The sequence below is a fragment of the Gibbsiella quercinecans genome, from assembly GCF_002291425.1.
Lineage (GTDB): Bacteria > Pseudomonadota > Gammaproteobacteria > Enterobacterales > Enterobacteriaceae > Gibbsiella > Gibbsiella quercinecans.
Genome location: NZ_CP014136.1, coordinates 1,170,353 through 1,189,666, shown reverse-complemented (window position 1 = coordinate 1,189,666; position 19,314 = coordinate 1,170,353). Strand labels below are relative to the sequence as shown.

Annotated in this window: 15 protein-coding genes; 5 read left to right on the top strand and 10 right to left on the bottom strand. The window is 52.8% G+C overall.

The window, feature by feature from the left end:
• Position 1: 1 nt before the first annotated feature.
• The 4 genes from ACN28Q_RS05445 to ACN28Q_RS05430 all read right to left on the bottom strand — a co-directional run bounded on the left by ACN28Q_RS05445 (position 2) and on the right by ACN28Q_RS05430 (position 5,855).
• On the bottom strand, positions 2 to 2,632 hold the full coding sequence (locus ACN28Q_RS05445; RefSeq protein ID WP_095845416.1) for a family 78 glycoside hydrolase catalytic domain: 2,631 nt from the start codon (positions 2,630 to 2,632) through the stop codon (positions 2 to 4).
• A 47-nt stretch (positions 2,633 to 2,679) separates the two neighbouring features.
• Positions 2,680 to 3,960, bottom strand: coding sequence for an MFS transporter (locus ACN28Q_RS05440; protein WP_095845415.1), 1,281 nt, complete (start codon positions 3,958 to 3,960; stop codon positions 2,680 to 2,682).
• 141 nt (positions 3,961 to 4,101) lie between these two features.
• The gene (locus tag ACN28Q_RS05435) at positions 4,102 to 4,797 is read right to left on the bottom strand and encodes a FadR/GntR family transcriptional regulator (protein WP_095845414.1); all 696 of its coding nucleotides are present in this window, start codon (positions 4,795 to 4,797) and stop codon (positions 4,102 to 4,104) included.
• 26 nt (positions 4,798 to 4,823) lie between these two features.
• Positions 4,824 to 5,855 carry a zinc-binding dehydrogenase gene (locus tag ACN28Q_RS05430; RefSeq protein ID WP_095845413.1) on the bottom strand — a complete coding sequence of 344 codons (1,032 nt, stop codon included), beginning with the start codon at positions 5,853 to 5,855 and terminating at the stop codon, positions 4,824 to 4,826.
• A gap of 764 nt (positions 5,856 to 6,619) precedes the next feature.
• On the opposite strand from ACN28Q_RS05430, the gene nadA reads away from it, so the two are divergent.
• The 3 genes from nadA to aroG all read left to right on the top strand — a co-directional run bounded on the left by nadA (position 6,620) and on the right by aroG (position 9,768).
• Entirely contained in the window at positions 6,620 to 7,681 is a 1,062-nt protein-coding gene (gene nadA, locus ACN28Q_RS05425) for a quinolinate synthase NadA (protein WP_095845411.1), read from the top strand.
• Between the two features lie 28 nt (positions 7,682 to 7,709).
• The gene (gene pnuC, locus ACN28Q_RS05420; RefSeq protein ID WP_095845410.1) at positions 7,710 to 8,435 is read left to right on the top strand and encodes a nicotinamide riboside transporter PnuC; all 726 of its coding nucleotides are present in this window, start codon (positions 7,710 to 7,712) and stop codon (positions 8,433 to 8,435) included.
• Positions 8,436 to 8,715: 280 nt separating this feature from the next.
• Complete coding sequence (aroG, locus tag ACN28Q_RS05415) at positions 8,716 to 9,768, top strand: 3-deoxy-7-phosphoheptulonate synthase AroG (RefSeq protein ID WP_095845409.1); 1,053 nt, start codon at positions 8,716 to 8,718, stop codon at positions 9,766 to 9,768.
• A 119-nt stretch (positions 9,769 to 9,887) separates the two neighbouring features.
• Here the strand turns inward: aroG and gpmA are convergent, their stop codons facing one another.
• The 6 genes from gpmA to ACN28Q_RS05385 all read right to left on the bottom strand — a co-directional run bounded on the left by gpmA (position 9,888) and on the right by ACN28Q_RS05385 (position 15,723).
• Entirely contained in the window at positions 9,888 to 10,640 is a 753-nt protein-coding gene (gene gpmA, locus ACN28Q_RS05410) for a 2,3-diphosphoglycerate-dependent phosphoglycerate mutase (protein ID WP_095845408.1), read from the bottom strand.
• Positions 10,641 to 10,857: 217 nt separating this feature from the next.
• Positions 10,858 to 11,199, bottom strand: coding sequence for a PsiF family protein (locus ACN28Q_RS05405; protein WP_095845407.1), 342 nt, complete (start codon positions 11,197 to 11,199; stop codon positions 10,858 to 10,860).
• A 194-nt stretch (positions 11,200 to 11,393) separates the two neighbouring features.
• A complete protein-coding gene (galM, locus tag ACN28Q_RS05400) occupies positions 11,394 to 12,434 on the bottom strand; it encodes a galactose-1-epimerase (protein WP_095845406.1) in 1,041 nt (346 codons plus the stop codon).
• On the bottom strand, positions 12,428 to 13,579 hold the full coding sequence (gene galK, locus ACN28Q_RS05395) for a galactokinase (RefSeq protein ID WP_095845405.1): 1,152 nt from the start codon (positions 13,577 to 13,579) through the stop codon (positions 12,428 to 12,430). Before galK ends, galM begins: the two co-directional genes overlap by 7 nt.
• A 4-nt stretch (positions 13,580 to 13,583) precedes the next feature.
• The gene (gene galT, locus ACN28Q_RS05390) at positions 13,584 to 14,630 is read right to left on the bottom strand and encodes a galactose-1-phosphate uridylyltransferase (RefSeq protein ID WP_095845404.1); all 1,047 of its coding nucleotides are present in this window, start codon (positions 14,628 to 14,630) and stop codon (positions 13,584 to 13,586) included.
• A gap of 274 nt (positions 14,631 to 14,904) precedes the next feature.
• On the bottom strand, positions 14,905 to 15,723 hold the full coding sequence (locus tag ACN28Q_RS05385) for a CPBP family intramembrane glutamic endopeptidase (RefSeq protein ID WP_095848926.1): 819 nt from the start codon (positions 15,721 to 15,723) through the stop codon (positions 14,905 to 14,907).
• Between the two features lie 450 nt (positions 15,724 to 16,173).
• On the opposite strand from ACN28Q_RS05385, the gene ACN28Q_RS05380 reads away from it, so the two are divergent.
• Positions 16,174 to 17,706: a carbohydrate porin gene (locus ACN28Q_RS05380; RefSeq protein WP_183096671.1), complete on the top strand. Its 1,533-nt coding sequence runs from the start codon at positions 16,174 to 16,176 to the stop codon at positions 17,704 to 17,706.
• A gap of 219 nt (positions 17,707 to 17,925) precedes the next feature.
• Positions 17,926 to 19,296 (top strand): sucrose-specific PTS transporter subunit IIBC, encoded by a 1,371-nt coding sequence (locus ACN28Q_RS05375; RefSeq protein WP_095845403.1) that lies wholly within the window; start codon positions 17,926 to 17,928, stop codon positions 19,294 to 19,296.
• The last annotated feature ends 18 nt before the right edge of the window (positions 19,297 to 19,314 follow it).

Sequence of the window (19,314 nt, the reverse complement as noted above, 5' to 3'; positions counted from 1 at the left end):
ATTATCTTTCCTCCTCGATGAGAATCACAGAGCGCTTTCCATTACCATCCCCCTCTAATTTCCACAGATAATGATAATCACCATGCGTGTTTAGCGGGATGGTTATGTCATCAAGCACCAGTTTTCCGCTACAGCCAAAAGGGATATGAAGCCGGATCGAGATCGCCTCCTCATCACGTAGCCAGTAAATGGATACTTCGCCAAACGGAGAGAGATAACGCGCCTTTGCCCAATCTACTTCTGCAAAACAGTGCGGCTGGAATAGGATCTGTTTATATCCTGGCGTTGCAGGCACTATTCCAGCCAGATACTGATACAGCCAATTGCCCACGGCGCCGAGAGCATAATGATTGAATGAGGTCATTTGGCCGCTATTGACCTTGCCATTCGGCAATAAACTATCCCATCGCTCCCATATTGTTGTGGCTCCCTGCATGACGGGATAAAGCCAGGATGGACAGGTTTCTTCTGTAAGCTGGCGGAAAGCTGTCTGGGAATAACCAGTGAGACACAACGCTTTTGAGATCAGTGGCGTGCCGACAAATCCGGTGGCGATATGGTAACCTGATTGCTTCACCAGGGCGCATAAACGCTGGCCCGCCATCTCACGTTGGCTATCTGTCAGATATAAACCAAAGCATATAATTAACGCATAGGCGGTCTGGCTTTCCCGTTCAACCCTCCCTGAATGGCTGACGTAACGCTGGACGAAAGCCGCGCGGATATCCTCAAACAAACGCCAGAAGGCCCGGTTGTCTTCGGTCTTATTCAGCACGCTGGCCATTTTTGATAAATGGTAAGCTGACCAGGCAAAATAGGCTGTCGCGACCAGCCCCTTATCCGTCATCGCCGCAGAAGGATCTTCAGGCGGAGCCGCTGGATCCAGCCAATCGCCAAACTGAAAGCCCTGAACCCAAATTAACGATTCTCCGGCACGCGTCCGCTCGAGATTTACCCATGCCTTCGCACTTTGGTATTGATCGGCGAGTATCTTTTCGTCAGCCGTGCTCCAGTACAGATCCCAAGGGGTCAGCACTGCTGCATCCCCCCATGCTGCCGTGGCATGCTGACTGTTCCATGTCCACGGCTCATAATCAGGTATAGCCGGAATATACCAGGGAACCACCCCCGAAGCGTGTTGGTCGCAGGCCAGATCTTTTAGCCAACCACGCATCATTCCCGAACAATCATAAAGAAATTGTGCTGTTGGCATAAAAATTTGGATATCTCCTGTCCAGCCCAGCCGTTCATCTCGTTGTGGGCAGTCCGTCGGAATATCCAGGAAGTTACCACGCATTGACCAGATGATATTGTCACTAAGTTTATTCAACCTGTCATCTGAACATGAAAACCAGCCTGTTCTCCGTAGATCGGAATGGTAAATACAGGCGGTAACGTTAATGGTATTGATAATAGCTTCGGGGGCTTCTATTTCCAGATAGCGGAATCCATGAAAAGTGAAACGAGGCTCCCAGTCAATACTGGCTTGGTTAGCAAAAATATAGGCATCAGCCGCGGTGGCGGTACGCAATGTCCGGGTATAAAGGGCATTATCTTGAATAACTTCAGCATGGCGTAGTTTGATGATTTCACCATATTGACCATTGGCCCGTAAACGAACGCGACCAACCAGGTTTTGCCCAAAATCAAAAATCCATTTCCCCTTTCCAACGGCCCAACTATCGACGGGTTGCAGTTGTTCCGTACAGACCACGAGTGGGCCATCGGGTGCTTTGAGGGTTTGGTAATCTTGCCTGCCAGTAGATACGGGGTACCATTGGCTGTCGTCAAATTCGGCCTCTGCCCAGCCTTTAGGTTCAAGCCGCCCGTCGTAAATTTCGCCTTCATAGAGCCCGCTGAATAATACCGGCCCGGGAATGGAACGCCATTGGGAATCGGACGCTATTGTCGTTTTTGTTCCGTCCTGGAACTCAATCTCCAGTTGCGCGATCAATGCAATATCTTGTCCCCATGCATCGCGTAATCCCCCCCTGCATCCTATACGCCCCCGGTACCAGCCATCGCCCATCAGTGCCGAGATAACGTTTTCACCACGAACCAGTAATGATGTTACGTCCAGTGTGATGTAACGAAGCCTATGATGGTAGCTACTCCAGCCCGGAAGGAGGGCAAAATTGTCGGTGCGTTTACCATTGATCGTGGTTTCAAAAAGCCCATGGGCACTAACGTAAAGCCTGCCTTTAACGGCAGCTTTATCGAGAAAAAACCGATGACGAATAATGGGGGGATGTCTGTCACTTCCCGGTATTTCCTGCCAACCCGGCCCGACAGGAAGTGCTTTCCAGTCTGCAGGGGAAAGTCCTCGTTCAACATAGCTATCAGGGCTCCATGCAGAAGAGAGCCCGCCCGCATCTTTGATTCGGACTGCTACGGTTGCGCTTTCACGGGGCGCCAGTGGTTTAGCCGGCCATGGAACAAGAACGGGATCTCTCCATAAGAAGGGGCCATAAATTACGGTTTCGCCATCGCGTGTTATCATGATTTCATAACTGCTTGGGCATAACTCATGTTCGCAATGAACCTGCCAAGATATACGCGGGCAAGGTTCATCGATGCCCAATAACCGGGCATGGTGCTCGAAAACGGGGGCGGTAAGTTGAACTGATAACATAATCACTTCCTGAATGATATTGAACCCGTAATTTCAATCTGATTTTATTACTTTAAAACCAGCTCGGTATTTTCTGTTTTTTCCCGGGATACAACCCCTTTGAAGCCCGTGATAATCAGAAAGGCGAATACGCCGCCGATAAAAGTAATCGACATCAGTAGCCACATTAATAATGAAGGGCTATATTTTATAATCGCAGGCGACGCCAGCGATACCAGAGCAACAATGAAGCGTGAAACTGCATACGTCATTCCCTGTACCGTGGCCCGAATATTTACCGGGAATCGCTCCTGAATCCAGACTTTATAAATGGCTTCACCAGAAAATGGCACGCTTACACTATAAATAAACAGGCAAATGAACATCGTTGTGGCATCCTGCGCACCGTTATAGGCCATAACAGAAATAGCAATCAATTGCCCGGCCAATCCTATAAAGTAAAGGCGGTTACGCCAGGGCGTATCTGCAATGCGGCTAAATATGATTGCACAGATCAATCCAATGACAATCGTTGGAAAAGAGATGCCAGTAGCCATTTCCTGGCTGGCGCCGCTGACTGTGGTGAGGAGATAAAATTTGAATTGCCCGGTAGTATTCGCTGTTATATTTTCAAAGATATAATATCCACCGATTAAAACGAGCGGTAGCAATAGCCCCGTAGAAAAAATAGCCTTATAACCTAACTTGGTTCCATTATATTCATCACTTTCCACCGGCAATTGCTGCTCAAGATCTCGAATGGGTTTATAGAAACAGCGCAGCAACCAGGTTATTGTTCCCAATACGGCAAGGTGCGCCCACAACAATTTTAATCCATTTATCCCCATGGCTGAGACGGCGAAACCAATTGCAGTCACCCCCAGAATGCCGACACTCCACATGACCTGAGTAAACGCGATTAGCTTCCCTTGCTTACCCTTAGGCGCTCGTTCGGATATAATTGATAACGATGTTGGTAAATCAGCCCCTGCCGCAACACCACTGATAATAATGCCAACAAATAATAGATGTAAATCATTAGCGAACACAATACAGTAAACACCTATCGAGTACATCGCGACCGTGATACTGAATACGCGGGTTCTCCCGCAGATATCGGCCAGTCGACCACCAACCAAAGCACCTACTGCAATACAGGCAGTAGAGACTGCAGAAATAGAACCAATAACCAACGCGCTCGCCTTATAATGTGATTCCCATAAGGCAAGACTAATTCCTATTGATACAATAAGTCCTGCATCCAGATAGGACGCCATCCCAGCAAGAACAGTTGTTATCCATAATGATCTATTACGTTGTCTTTCCATATTGTTGTTATGGTTCTTCATATAGTCACCATTAATAAACAATCACAACGTATTGCTGTAATTGTTTTAAGATTCTTGTTTTATAAGAAAGGAAAAGCAATGGTTTATTCTATACTCGTCATACTTCAAGTTGCAGATGTGTTGGCTTTCCTGCAACTCGAATTATTTAGAGTATATATACGAGCTTACCCTTTCAAGATGTTTTAATATACGGGATTTTGCTTCTGCTTTATTAGAACTCCTTATTGCCATAACCATAGCTCTGTGATCGTTGTTGAAGGCAACGAGATTTTCGGGGCTTGCGTTAGGTTCATCGAGGTTTGAATAATGGATATTACTACGGCGATTCCAAATGATTTCATTCATCTCGCTAAGAATGTTATTCCCCGAAATTTTACCTATATGCAAATGAAATCTTCGGTCCATACGATAGAAATCAGGCACCCGGCATTCTTGAATACAAAAGTCCATTTCATCAACCAGCATACTCAGTGTATCGATATCCTCATCCGTGCGGGATAATGCAACGATACCAACAAGTTCGCTTTCTATCGCCTGGCGAGCCTGAATGACATCATGAGGGGAGTATTCATAAGATGGCATATGTATGCTTTCCCGACCATGCGTTTCGCAAACGTAGATCCCGCTTCCGGAGCGAATCTCGATCCACCCAGATAATTCCAGAACAATCAGCGCTTCACGTAGCGTTGAACGGCCAATATTCAACAGCTTTGACATTTCTCGTTCTGCTGGTAAAGAGTCACCGGGTTTATAATGCTGTTGACGAATAAGATTTATTAATACATTCGCGGCCTTCTGGTATAAACGATCTTTCTTAACTACTGGGGTAATGAACATAGAGACGACTCCTCTGGAAAGATTATTTAACGAGAATGAGCAACCGCATTCACTTTTAGATGCCGTTCGGGAAAGTCTGACAATTCCCTGATCATTGCCGGTATTTCTTCCATCGTAATCACTTTGCTAATGATAGCATCAGCACAAACTGTGCCTGACGAAAGTAGTTCAATGGCCTCGTTGAACTCATTGGCACTGGTTCGTGAACCGCGAATATCAATTTCTTTAAAAGTAATCAAGTTAGTTGGCAGGGAAGTTTCCTGCTTTGGCCAGCCGGTGAAAGCAATCCGGCCTGCAAATGAGACATAATCAAGTGTGGCACGGACAGCGCTATTAGCACCCGATGCTTCAATAACAACTTCCGCCATTCTACCGTGGGTGATCTCACCGATTCGTTTAATAACGTCTGTGGTCTTCGGATTAATAATATGCTCAATACCTGCTTTATAAGCATGATCGAGTCTTTCTTGGACAATATCTATCAGTATCGGCGTTGCCTGGTAATGTATGGCGACAAGTGCAGCCATGAATCCTATCGCACCTGCACCAATAATGACGACATGTTCGCCGATTTTGGTATCTGTCCGATGTAAGGCGTGTAAAGCAATGGTCAGTGGTTCAGCTAAAGGGGTACTGGCCAATGGCATATTTTCTGGCAGTTTATGTAATAAATGAGCGGGATGAACAAATTTTTCGCGCATACCACCATCAATGTGGACACCGATAACCCTTAAATTCTCGCAACAATTTGTTCTACCTAGCTTGCATGGGTAACATTTACCACACCATATATAGGGATCGACAATAACGCGGTCGCCAACTGCAAGATTCTTTGGATTATTATTATTGATTTTCAAGATACGACCCGCCACTTCATGCCCCAGTATTCGGGGGTAGGTGACAAGTGGATTTGTTCCTCTGAATGCACCAATATCTGAACCACAAATCCCCATTGCTTCAACTTCAATGAGCGCTTCATCTTCTTGTGGTTCAGTCAACCCGACCTGCTTCATATCGACAGTGCCAGGCTCGTTTAAAACAATACAATTCACATTCATAAATTTACCTTTGTAAACTCCGGGTTATTCTTCTCTATGTTATTTATGGAATTGGTCATCTGGCCTGACCAAATTTTAGTTAATTAAACAACTCGTCTAATTTTTAATAAACAATGACAGTGTTAAACTGTGATTTAGATTGCACAAATAATAATAACTCTTTATTTAACAGCTGCTTGAATTAAATCTTTGGTTAATGATTTGCTAATTATTAATAATGTTTTTTGTGATATTGATTCGCGTATTCTTCGTGATATTGCCAGCCGTAATGAATTGGTGGCAATAATAAAAAGGTGATTTTATTAAAAACGTGGTCATGCGTGAAGTGGGTGTAATACGACAGAGGAGAGGCTGTGCCGAATAGTCTGTTTTTCATTGAATATGATTCATTCTGCAAGTAGTGATTCCCATGGACGGCCAACAGCTGTAGATGCTGGCCAATGAATTGGCAAAAAGACTTAACACCCCTGAAGAGCCGTTGGGCAAGATCCATTCAAGCCGCGCCATTGGCATGTTTACCTTCCTGATTTACTCCGCGTTCATTCACGTGTTGCGTAGTTACACACTTCCACTGTTCATACCCATACTCCTGGCGTGCTTCAGTGCGCATGTGTTTTCAATAAATTAAACAAAAATCCACACTTTTAGAAAATAACAGCGACATTTCACTTTTTGTTAGGTATTTTGTTTAGTATGTAAAACACCGGCGGTTTGCGGAGCAGAAATCATCGTAAGCCTTGCCGGCCAGCGCAGAGATGACAGCGATGAGTGAAATGTTTGATGCCAACGCGGCGGTATATCCGTTCCCGCCAAAGCCTGTGCCGTTGGATGCCGCGGAAAACGCGTTCTATCGCCAGAAAATCAAAACCCTGCTCAAACAACGCGATGCGGTGATGGTTGCGCATTACTATACCGATCCGGAAATTCAGGCGCTGGCGGAAGAAACCGGTGGCTGTGTGGCGGATTCCCTGGAGATGGCGCGCTTTGGCTGCCAGCACCCGGCCTCCACGCTGCTCGTGGCCGGCGTGCGCTTTATGGGGGAAACCGCCAAAATCCTTAGCCCTAAGAAGCAGGTGCTAATGCCCACGCTGCAGGCGGAATGTTCATTGGATCTGGGCTGCCCTGCGGCGGAATTCGCCGCCTTTTGCGATAGCCACCCGGACCGGACCGTCGTGGTGTATGCCAATACTTCGGCTGCCGTTAAGGCGCGTGCCGATTGGGTGGTGACCTCCAGCATTGCCGTCGAACTGATTGAGCATCTGGATAGCCTGGGCGAGAAAATTATCTGGGCGCCGGATCGCCATTTAGGCAACTATGTGCAAAAACAGACGGGCGCGGACATACTGTGCTGGCAGGGCGCCTGTATCGTTCATGACGAGTTTAAAACTCAGGCGCTGATGCGCATGAAAGCCTTATATCCCGCGGCGGCAATACTGGTGCATCCGGAGTCGCCGCAGGCGGTGGTCGATCTGGCCGATGCGGTGGGCTCTACCAGCCAACTGATCCAGGCGGCCAAAACCTTGCCGCAACGCCAGCTGATTGTCGCGACCGATCGCGGCATCTTTTATAAGATGCAGCAGGCATGCCCGGATAAAGCGTTGTTCGAAGCGCCGACCGCCGGTGAAGGCGCCACCTGCCGCAGCTGTGCGCATTGCCCGTGGATGGCGATGAATGGCCTGAAAGCGATTGCCGAAGGGTTGGCGCTCGGCGGGCGGCAGCATGAAATCCAGGTGGATGCGCAACTGCGCGCGCAAGCGCTGCTGCCGCTGAACCGCATGTTGGAATTTGCTGCCCGTTTGAATATGCAGGTCAAAGGGAACGCCTAACTTTTAATCATGAGATAAGGACGAGAAGATGAGTTTTTTCAGTACCAGCAATATCTTGGTGCATATTCCCTTGGGCGCAGGAGGGTATGATCTCTCCTGGATAGAAGCCATCGGCACGCTGTTTGGCCTGTTGTGCATCTGGTATGCCAGCAAAGAGAAAATCATCAACTATCCGCTTGGCCTGATCAACGTCACGCTGTTCGCCGTAATATTTTTCCAGATCCAACTGTATGCCAGCCTGTTGCTGCAGCTATTTTTCTTTGCCGCCAATATTTACGGTTGGTACGCCTGGAGCCGCAAGACGGCGGATCGGCAGGCTGAATTGCAGATCCGCTGGCTGCCGTTGCCCAAGGCCCTGGCCTGGGCGGCGGTGTGCGCCATCGGCATTGTGCTGATGACCTTTAATATCGATGCCGTCTTTGCCTGGCTGACGCGGCTTGCGGTCACGGTGATGCAAGGCCTGGGCATGTCGATCAGCATGCCGGCGCTCCAGCCGGATGCTTTCCCATTCTGGGATTCCACCATGATGGTGCTGTCGATTGTGGCGATGATCCTGATGACCCGCAAATACGTTGAGAACTGGCTGCTGTGGGTGGTGATTGACGTGATCAGCGTGGCGATCTTCGCCTATCAAGGCGTTTACGCCATGGCGCTGGAATACGCTATCCTGACGCTGATCGCGCTTAACGGTTGCTGGCTGTGGATCAAAAGCGCCGCCCACAACCGTTCACGGCCGTTGTCGTCAGTGCAATAATTCGCGGCCGCACAGGCAAGGGCGTGGTGGCTGCGGCCATTGCGCCATTATTTGCCGGCTGGCCCTGTCAAAAGCACCGCTGATGCAGCCGGTGCTTTTACTTTTTTCGGCAAGTTTGCCGTATTGGTACGTTGTTCTGATATATAAGAATTATTCGCCAATAAATTGATCGCAGCGATTTCGCGTGCCAAAGGTGATTTACAGCGCCTGTCGTGCAGGCTAGATTGATGCCATCTGATCTATGCCTTAAGAAACATTATCGATACCGAATGGAAAAGTTATGAGTTACCAAAACGACGATTTACGTATTAAAGATATTAAGGAACTCCTGCCGCCAGTGGCTTTGTTAGAGAAGTTCCCGGCCACGGAAAAGGCTGCGGAGACGGTGTCCCAGGCGCGCAACGCGATTCACAAGATCCTTCGCGGCAATGACGATCGTCTGCTGGTAGTGATCGGCCCATGCTCTATTCACGATCCGAAAGCGGCCAAAGAATATGCGGCGCGTTTGCTGAACTTGCGCCATGAATTGCAGGATGATCTGGAAGTTGTGATGCGTGTTTACTTTGAAAAACCGCGCACTACTGTGGGCTGGAAAGGTTTGATCAACGATCCGTTGATGGATCACAGCTTCCAGATTAATGATGGCCTGCGCCTGGCTCGTAAGTTGCTGCTGGATATCAACGACACCGGGCTGCCGGCTGCCGGGGAGTTCCTCGACATGATCACCCCGCAATATCTGGCGGATCTGATGAGCTGGGGGGCTATCGGCGCCCGTACTACGGAATCGCAGGTACACCGCGAGCTGGCTTCCGGCCTGTCATGCCCGGTTGGTTTTAAAAATGGCACCGATGGCACCATCAAGGTCGCTATTGATGCGATTAACGCTGCGGGCGCGCCGCACTGCTTCCTGTCGGTAACCAAATGGGGCCATTCGGCGATCGTTAACACCAGCGGTAATGGCGACTGCCATATCATCCTGCGCGGTGGTAAAGAGCCAAACTACAGCGCGGCGCATGTGCAGCAAGTGAAAGAGGTGCTGAGCAAGGTGGGTTTGCCGGCGCAGGTAATGATCGATTTCAGCCACGCCAACAGCAGCAAACAGTTCAAGAAGCAGCTGGATGTGAGCGCAGACGTTTGCCAGCAACTGCGTGGCGGTGAGAAGGGCATCATCGGCGTTATGATCGAAAGCCACCTGGTTGAAGGCAATCAGGCGCTGGAAAGCGGCGAGCCGTTGGTATACGGGCAAAGCGTGACGGATGCCTGCATCGGCTGGGAAGACACCGAAACCGTGCTACGCGATTTGGCCGCGGCGGTGCGTGCTCGCCGTAGCTGATATTGATATGCCGGGCAGGTGTCAGCAACCTGCCGTAAACGCGGATAAAAAAATGCCAGTCAGTTAGCCTGACTGGCATTTTTGCTATTAGCCGGCTTGGTTATGCCGGCGCGCAATGATTACTTCGCTTTACCCTGGTTCGCCACGGCAGCGGCTTTCGCTGCGATCTCGTCGGCGTTGCCCAGATAGTAGTGTTTGATCGGTTTGAAGTTTTCGTCGAACTCATACACCAACGGCACGCCGGTTGGGATGTTCAGTTCAAGGATGGCTTCTTCGCTCATGTTATCCAGGTATTTCACCAGCGCACGCAGGGAGTTGCCGTGAGCGGCAATGATCACGCGCTCACCGCTTTTGATGCGTGGCAGAATGCTTTCATTCCAGTAAGGGATTACACGTTCGATGGTCAGCGCCAGGCTTTCGGTCAGCGGCAGCTCTTTTTCGGTCAGTTTTGCGTAACGTGGATCGTGGCCAGGATAGCGTTCGTCGTCTTTGGTCAGTGCCGGTGGGGTAACGGCGAAGCCGCGGCGCCATTGTTTCACCTGGTCGTCGCCGTATTTTTCAGCGGTTTCCGCTTTGTTCAGGCCCTGCAGCGCACCGTAGTGGCGTTCGTTCAGCTTCCAGGATTTCTCCGTTGGCAGCCAGACCTGATCCAGTTCGTCCAGCACGCTCCACAGAGTATGAATCGCACGTTTCAGTACGGAGGTATAAGCGAAATCGAAGGAGAAACCTTCGTCTTTCAGCAGCTTACCTGCTGCTTTCGCTTCGGAGCGCCCTTTGTCGGACAGGTCAACATCATACCAACCGGTAAAGCGGTTTTCGTTGTTCCACTGGCTTTCGCCGTGACGCACCAGAACTAGCTTAGTTACAGCCATAGCTTAACTCCTTAATAATCTGACGATTCAATGATAACGAATATCATTATATTGCCGTGCCCGGTGGCTCGGCAATCGATAGTGTTTAACCATAGCCAATTTCTTGGCACAAAGTAAGGGATTGGTTAAGGAAAAAGCTGAATCGATCAGGCTGGCGGGCAGATAAGGCACGACGCGAATGAAATTTATTCAACCGCGCCGTGGAAGGTTGGTGGGATTACGCCGCTTTTTTCAGGCAGTGGCCCATAAAGGTTTTACGCGCTTCGCCCTTCAGGTCTTTTTTGGCCGCTTCGGCATTGCAGCTTTTCATTTTCTGCTGCTGTGGCGTGAGGTGTTTTTCAGCAGTTTGATGGCCTTCAGATTTCAGGCAGGTGCTCATGAAGGTGGAACGATCGGCACCCTTTAGCGCTTTGCCAGAGGCTTGCTGGTTGCAATCCGTCATGCGTTGCTGCTGGGCAGCCTGCGCCGGGGAAGGGGTTTTTGCTGGGTGTTCAGCGGCCATCAGGTTGCTGCTCAGCATTAAACCAGCCAGTAATGGGAGTGCGGTAATCAGACGCATTAAAAATTCCTTTTGCTATTGGCCGGCCAGGAACGGCCGAAGATTGTGAAGCGGCACAACAGGTTGTGCTTATCACCGTAATCTGATTTTAGTGCCGGGAATGGAATAAGAAAAGGCGCGGCGCGCTTGCCCCCGCGCTAAAGCGTAAGCATTTATAACAGCCGAGCCCCGGCCGGTTGCCGGCGCTCGCTGGGTTACAAAGCGAAAAATTGGTAATGCGTTGCGCTGCGGTACGTTTGGCCGGGCTGCAGCCAGCAGTCAGGCTGCGGCCATTCAGGGTGGTTAGGGCTATCGGGTAAAAACTCGCTTTCCAGCGCAATGCCGGCATAGTTGGTGTAGCTGCCGCCGTCGCGCGCTGGCGTGCCGGCCAGGAAGTTGCCGCTGTATAACTGCACCGCGGGGGCGCTGGTGAACATACTCATTTGCACTTTATTGTCTGCCGCCCACAGATGGGCGCAGGGATCGGCCAATGCGCCGGGCTGGCGCAGCAAGTAGGCATGATCGTAGCCTTTTACCCGCTGTTGATCGCGATCGTGTAAAAAATCCCGCAGCAGGGTTTTCGGCTGGCGGAAATCCATGCCGGTTCCATCTACCGCCGTCAGCGCGGCACGGGGGATGCCGTCACTGTCGACCGGCAGATAACGGTCTGCAAACAGCTGCAACCGCTGTTTGCGTGCGTCCGTGCCGGCGCCGTCCAGATTAAAATAGGCATGATTGGTCAGGTTGACCGGGCAGGGACGATCGCTTTGCGCCCAAAAGACGATCTCTACACGGTTATCGGCCGTCAGGCGGTAAGTCACCTGCGCATCGAGGTTGCCGGGGAAGCCCTGATCGCCATTTTTAGAATGCAGGCGATAAGTGACCTGCTGTGCATCTTGTTGGCTGGCCTGCCAGCGGCGGGCATGGAACCCAGCCTGCCCGCCATGCAGTTGATGCTGGCCCTGATTGGCGGCCAGCGGGTGCGGCTTGCCGTCGATTTGCAACTGGGCCAGGGCGATGCGGTTGGCGTAGCGGCCGATGGTGGCCCCCAGATAAGCTCCCTGATGCGGGTAATCGGCGGGGGAAGGGCACCCTAGCAGCAGCTCACGCCGCTCGCCGCTTTTTAGCGGTAAAACGGCGGACAGCCAGGTTGCGCCCCAATCCATCAGCGTGACCGTCATACCGTTGGCATTGTGCAGAGTAACCAGATTGAACGGCTGCCCATCGGGGGCGGGTGCGTCCGCGGGGGTTAACATTGGCTCGCTCCTTGTGATGCTTGGCACACGTAAAAGGTTTCAGTAAGGCCGTTGGTCCGCAGTGGGTATTCGCGCGCTACGGCTTCGCGTACCGATGCGACCAGTTCCTGGGGCATCAGCGCCACGACGCAACCGCCAAAGCCGCCGCCGGTCATACGCACCCCACCGCGTTCGCCTATCACCGATTTAACGATCTCCACTAATGCGTTGATAGGCGGTACGGTAATCTCAAAGTCGTCACGCATTGAAGCGTGTGATTGCGCCATCAACAGCCCCATCTGCTGCAGATCGCCCGCCGCCAGCGCATTTGCGGCGGCCAGCGTGCGCGCGTTTTCAGTGATCACATGGCGCGCCCGCTTGGCAACGATCGGATCCAACCCCGCATGGCTGCCTGCGAACTGCTCCTCATCAACATCGCGCAGCGCTTTAACGCCAAAAAACCGCGCGGCTTCTTCGCACTGTTTGCGGCGGGTGTTGTATTCGCTGTCCACCAGGCCGCGTTTAACGTTGGAGTTGATGATCACCACGGCCACGTTTTCCGGCATGGATACGGCTTGGGTGGCCAGAGAGCGGCAGTCGATCAACAGCGCGTGATCCTGTTTGCCCAATGCCGAAATAAGCTGATCCATAATGCCGCAGTTACAGCCAACGAACTGGTTTTCTGCTTCCTGCCCATTCAGCGCCAGCGTCACGCCGTCAAGCGGCAGGCCATACAGCGCCTGCAAGGCTTGGCCAACGGCAACCTCCAGTGAAGCCGAGGAACTCAGGCCGGCACCCTGGGGCACATTACCGCTGATCACCAGATCCGCGCCGCCGAAATCGCTGCAACGGTTTAGCAGGTGTTTTACCACGCCGCGCACGTAGTTCGCCCATTGCCAATCGGGGTGCGGTGTTATCGGGCTGGCGAGGGAAAACAGATCCTGCTGATTATCATAGTCCGCCGCCAGCGCACGAATTTGACCATCGTCACGTTTTGCTGAGCTGATAACCGTTTGGTAATCAATGGCGCAGGGCAGCACAAAGCCGTCGTTGTAATCGGTATGTTCGCCAATCAGGTTCACCCGCCCCGGAGCCTGAACGGTCAGAGCCGGTGGATAGCCGAAGTGTTGTACAAAGGCGTTTTGGGTATGGTTTTTCAAACTCATGGTGTCACTCTCCGGCTTCAAGGTAATGGGTATCGCTAACGGCGCGCAGCCGCTCTGCCGCTTGCTCCGCGGTGAGATCGCGTTGGGTTTCCGCCAGCATTTCGTAGCCCACCATAAATTTGCGTACCGTGGCGGAGCGCAACAACGGCGGATAAAAGTGGGCGTGCAGTTGCCAGTGCCGGTTATCGGCGCCGTTGAATGGCGCGCCATGCCAGCCCATGGAATAGGGGAAAGAGCACTGGAACAGATTGTCGTAACGGCTGGTCAGCTTTTTCAGCGCCAGCGCCAAATCCTGGCATTGGCCGTGGCTTAAATCGGGCAGGCGTTGCACTGGCGCCTTGGGCAGCAGAAGGGTTTCAAACGGCCAGGCGGCCCAGTAGGGCACCACGGCCAGCCAGTGCTCGGTTTCCACCACGGTGCGGCGGCCATCGGCCTGCTCGCGTTGCACATAGTCCATCAGCATCACGCTGCCGTGCTGGGTGAGATACTCGCGTTGCAGGTGGTCTTCACGTTCAGCTTCGTTCGGCAAAAAGCTGTTGGCCCATACCTGGCCGTGCGGGTGCGGGTTAGAGCAGCCCATCGCTGCGCCTTTGTTCTCAAACACCTGCACCCAAGGGTAACGTTGGCCCAGCTCGGCGGTCTGCTGTTGCCAGGCGGCAATCACCTGTTCCAGCGCCGGCAGGGAAAGCTGCGGCAGCGTTTTACTGTGATCGGGGGAAAAGCAGATGACCCGGCTGGTGCCGCGTGCGCTTTGGCAACGCATCAACGGATCGCTGTTTTCCGGCGCCGGCGGGGTGTCGCTCATCAGGGCGGCAAAGTCATTGGTGAACACGTAGGTGCCCGAATAATCTGGGTTTTTGTCACCAGTAACGCGGGTATTGCCGGGGCAAAGAAAGCACTGGGCATCGTGTGCGGGCAATGTCAGCCGTGCCGGGGCTTCTTGTTGCCCTTGCCAGGGGCGTTTGGCGCGGTGCGGCGATACCAATACCCACTGGCCGGTGAGCGGATTAAAACGGCGATGCGGGTGATCGATAGGATTAAACTCCGTCATGATTCTTCCTTTCAGGTGCCTGTGTTTGGGCCGTCTCTGCAATCGTTTTCAGCGTGTGGTTAGCCCCCGTGCTGAACGAATGGCGGCTTATGTTGGGCAAAAAGATAGCACCATGGCGCGTGAAAAAAGGTGATCCAGCGCGAAAAATGGAATCGTTTACACAGCGATTTCAAACGTAAACTAACGTGCTAACGCCAGAGCTGGCGATTTAATGACTATGAGGGTGGTAGCGTTTTCATTATGCGCGCCGGCAGGGAGCCCTGCCGGCGGCCGGTCAGGCGTGCAGGTAGTGTGGATAGGTGAAAAACAGCAGATGTATGACGTTCAGGCCAAAGTGGAACAGGATCGGTACCCACAGGCGCCCACTCCACATCCAGGCCAGCCCATAGATCAGCCCGGCCAGGGTCGCGAAGCCCACCAGCAGCATACCGCCGGCCAGATGGGCGGCGCCAAACGCCAGCGCGGTGATAATCAACGCCGGATAGGCGCCCAGCCATTGGCGCAGGCGCTGTTGCAGGTAGCCGCGGAACAGCGCTTCTTCCGCCATGGCGACGAAAAACAGGTTGGCCATCAGGAACGCCAGTATCCATTCTGGCGCATGCAGTTCGATTTTCAACCCACCCAGGCCCACGGCCAGCAGCAGCAGCACCGGGATGGACAGGATCAGCAGCAGCCAGGCGACCGGGGTAGCGTTTTTGTCTGCCTGGGCGGCATTAAACAGCGTGGGCAAGCAGGCAAACAGCAGGAAGGGGAGCAGCGCCTTATCGAAGTTGTAATACAGTTTGAATGATGCACTCAGCGGCCCGGGCTGGCCATCAATCATCACTGGGTTATTAAAACCGGGGAGCAGATGGCAAAACAGGGCGATGGCGCCGATCACCAGTATGGCTTCCAGCGCAATGGACAATGCGGATGGCTGCCGATAGCGCAACTTAAGCCCAATCAGCACCGCAAACCCCGCCAAAATGCCTAAGCCCGTGGGGGTAATGATATGGTGATAAATCCCCATTCCCACGGAGGCGAGAAGAATCAGCCAGGCGACAAGCTGATTGAAGGGCAAGAAAAATAATGAAGCCGAAAGAACTCCCCACATCGTCGTTATTCCTTTGCGATTGTTATCCAGGGCTGGTACGCGCAGGCCGCGTTGCCCAATAGATGGCTGAACGGATAGTAACACAAGGCAACCTGACCACAGATTGATACCGCAGTAATCGCCCTGATGGAATAGCAACTCGTGCCAGCCCCTGGCCGTGAATGAAATAATAATCGTATCTTCACGTGGTTCGCAGCCCGCCGCATTAGGATTTGCCTGTAAAAAATTGCCTGCCGCCCGTTTGTTAGCCGAAAAACAACGCTGCTCATCGGTTGCTTTTCCCGCGGAAAACGCGTTATGCCCCATGGTTTTGCCAACAGGATCACAGATACTGAATCGGGTTAGCAAAATATCTTGTTAACGCGTTATGTCCTCATTAATCTCCCTGTAAAACCGATTTAGCTATTTTAGCAAAAAACAAGATATACCTCTGATGGGAACACTAAGATGATGATAAAACGCAGTTATCTTGCTGTAACGATGGGTCTGATACTTTCTGGTTCCGCGATGGCGGCATCGACCACCGATAGCCTTGAAGCACGGCTAAATGCGCTCGAAAAACGCCTGCAACTGGCGGAACAGCGCGCGGCGCAGGCGGAAGCCCGCGCCGATGCGGCAGAAAAACAGACGCAACAGCTGGCGACGCGCACAACGCAGGCCGAGCAAAAAACCGCGCAGGTCGCGCAAAAAACGGCTGATCTGGCCAGCCAGAATAAAGTCGCCAATGGCTTTGAATTTCACGGCTATGCCCGTTCCGGCTTGTCGACCAACGGCTCGCCGCGCAGCTCCCTGGTTGATATTGGGCCAGGGATGACGCCGGCAGGCAGCACCGGCGGCCACGTCGGCCGTCTGGGCAATGAAGATGATACGTATGTTGAAATGAAGTTGGAGCACAAACAGAAGTTGGATAACGGGGCGACCACCCGTTTCAAAGTGATGATGGCCGACGGCCAGCGCAGCTATAACGACTGGACGGCGTCCACCAGCGATCTCAACGTGCGTGAAGCGTTTGTCGAGTTGGGTTCGCTGCCAAGCTTCACCGGCGCATTGAAAGACAGCACAATCTGGGCGGGTAAGCGTTTTGATCGCGATAATTTCGATATCCACTGGATCGACTCCGATGTGATCTTCCTCGCCGGTACCGGCGGCGGTATCTACGACGTGAAATGGGCGGATAACTTCAAGAGTAACTTCTCGCTATATGGCCGCAGTCTGGGCGATATCGAAGGGCTGGATGACAGCATCCAGAACTACATTCTGACGGCCAATAACTACGTTGGCCCGTTCCAGTTCATGCTCAGCGGCTTGCGCGCCAAAGACAATGATGCGCGGGCAAATACCGGCCATAACAGCGCTTATACCGTGACCAACAACAACGCGGGCGATACCGGTTACCATGCGATGCTGGCCTGGCACGGCGACAGTTTCTACGGGCTACGCAACGGCACCTCGACAACCGCACTGCTGTATGGCCACGGTCTGGGGGCCGAGGTGAAGTCTATCGGTTCCGACGGCAACCTGACCGATGATGCCAGCACCTGGCGCCTGGCCACCTATGGCACCACTTCGCTGAATAAAACCTGGAGTTTCGCACCTTCTGTTTTGGCGCAGACCAGTAAGGACCGCTACATCAAAGGCGACAGCTATGACTGGGTCACCTTCAACGCCCGCTTCATCCAGGAAATTAACCAGAACTTTGCGCTGGCTTACGAGGGCAGCTACCAATATATGGATCTTGATCCGCAAGGTTACCTGAGCCGTAACCACGTGAGCGGCGGGTTCTATAAATTGACGTTTGCGCCAACGTTTAAGGTGGGCGACATCGCCGATTTCTTCAGCCGCCCGGAACTGCGCGTCTTCGCCTCCTGGATGGATTGGGATAAGCGGCTGGATAACTACGCCACGGATGATGCATTCGGCGCCAAAGGCTTTACCGCTGGCGGTGAATGGAACTTTGGCGTCCAGATGGAAACCTGGTTCTAACTTTACGCATACGGCCACCGGCGCCCGGCCTGGGCAGCCGGTGCCACGATCCCCATCAGTATCAAGCTGCAGGAAAGCGGCAGCCGAACAAACCACGCTGCGGGTCAGGGCGGGGCGGTTGTGGAGTGCCCAGGGAGGGATGATTGAACGCAGGCGATGCGCTGCAACTGAAACATGAAGGGGATAGCGGTTGCCTGATTCATCATACAGAGGAATACCATGGACATTAACGCTACAGCAAACGCGTTGCTTCCCCTCTTGGGCGGGAAAGAAAATATCGCCAGCGCCGCACACTGCGCCACCCGGTTGCGCCTGGTGCTCAGCGACGACAGCCTGGCGGATAAAGCCGCTATTGAAAAGCTTGATGGGGTAAAAGGCTGTTTCCATAATGCCGGCCAGATGCAGATTATTTTTGGCACCGGGCTGGTCAATAAAGTGCATGCAGCCTTTATTCAGGCCGCCGGTATTAGCGAATCCAGCAAATCTGAAGCCGCCAACATCGCCGCCAAAAAGCTGAACCCGCTGCAGCGCCTGGCACGTTTACTGTCGAACATCTTCGTACCGATCATCCCCGCCATCGTGGCCTCCGGCCTGTTGATGGGGCTGCTTGGTATGGTGAAAACCTACGGCTGGGCCGATGCCAACAGCGCACTGTTTGTGATGCTGGACATGTTCAGCTCGGCGGCGTTTATCATTCTGCCGATCCTGATTGGCTTTACGGCGGCGCGTGAGTTTGGCGGCAATCCTTACCTGGGCGCCACGCTGGGCGGCATCCTGACTCACCCGGCGTTGACCAACGCCTGGGGCGTTGCCGGCGGCTTCCAGACGATGAATTTCTTTGGCCTGGATGTGGCGATGATCGGCTATCAGGGCACGGTTTTCCCGGTCTTGCTGGCGGTGTGGTTTATGAGCCAGCTGGAAAAACGCCTGCGCAAGATCATCCCTGACGCACTGGATCTGATCCTGACGCCGTTTCTGACGGTAATTATCTCCGGCTTTATCGCCATGCTGTTTATCGGCCCGGCAGGCCGCGCCCTGGGCGACGGCATCTCGTTGGTGCTTAGCACCCTGATCGCTCATGCCGGTTGGCTGGCGGGCCTGCTGTTCGGCGGTCTGTATTCCGTTATTGTGATCACCGGCATCCACCACAGCTTCCACGCCATTGAAGCTGGGCTGTTGGGCAATCCCAATATTGGCGTGAATTTCCTGTTGCCGATTTGGGCGATGGCGAACGTCGCGCAGGGGGGCGCCTGTTTGGCGGTGTATTTCAAAACCCGTGACGCCAAAATCAAAGCGATTGTGATCCCGTCTTCGTTCTCTTGCCTGCTGGGCATTACCGAAGCGGCGATTTTCGGCATCAACCTGCGCTTTATGAAACCGTTTATTGCCGCGTTGATCGGCGGGGCGCTCGGCGGTGCCTGGGTGGTGGCGATGCACGTCAATATGACGGCGGTAGGGCTGACCGGCCTGCCGGGCATGGCTATCGCCCAGGCCGGATCGTTGCTTAATTACACCATCGGTATGGTGATCGCTTTTGCCGGGGCGTTTGTTATCTCGCTGCTGTTGAAATACAAAACCGACGGCCAATAAGGCTTCTGGTGGTTCTCT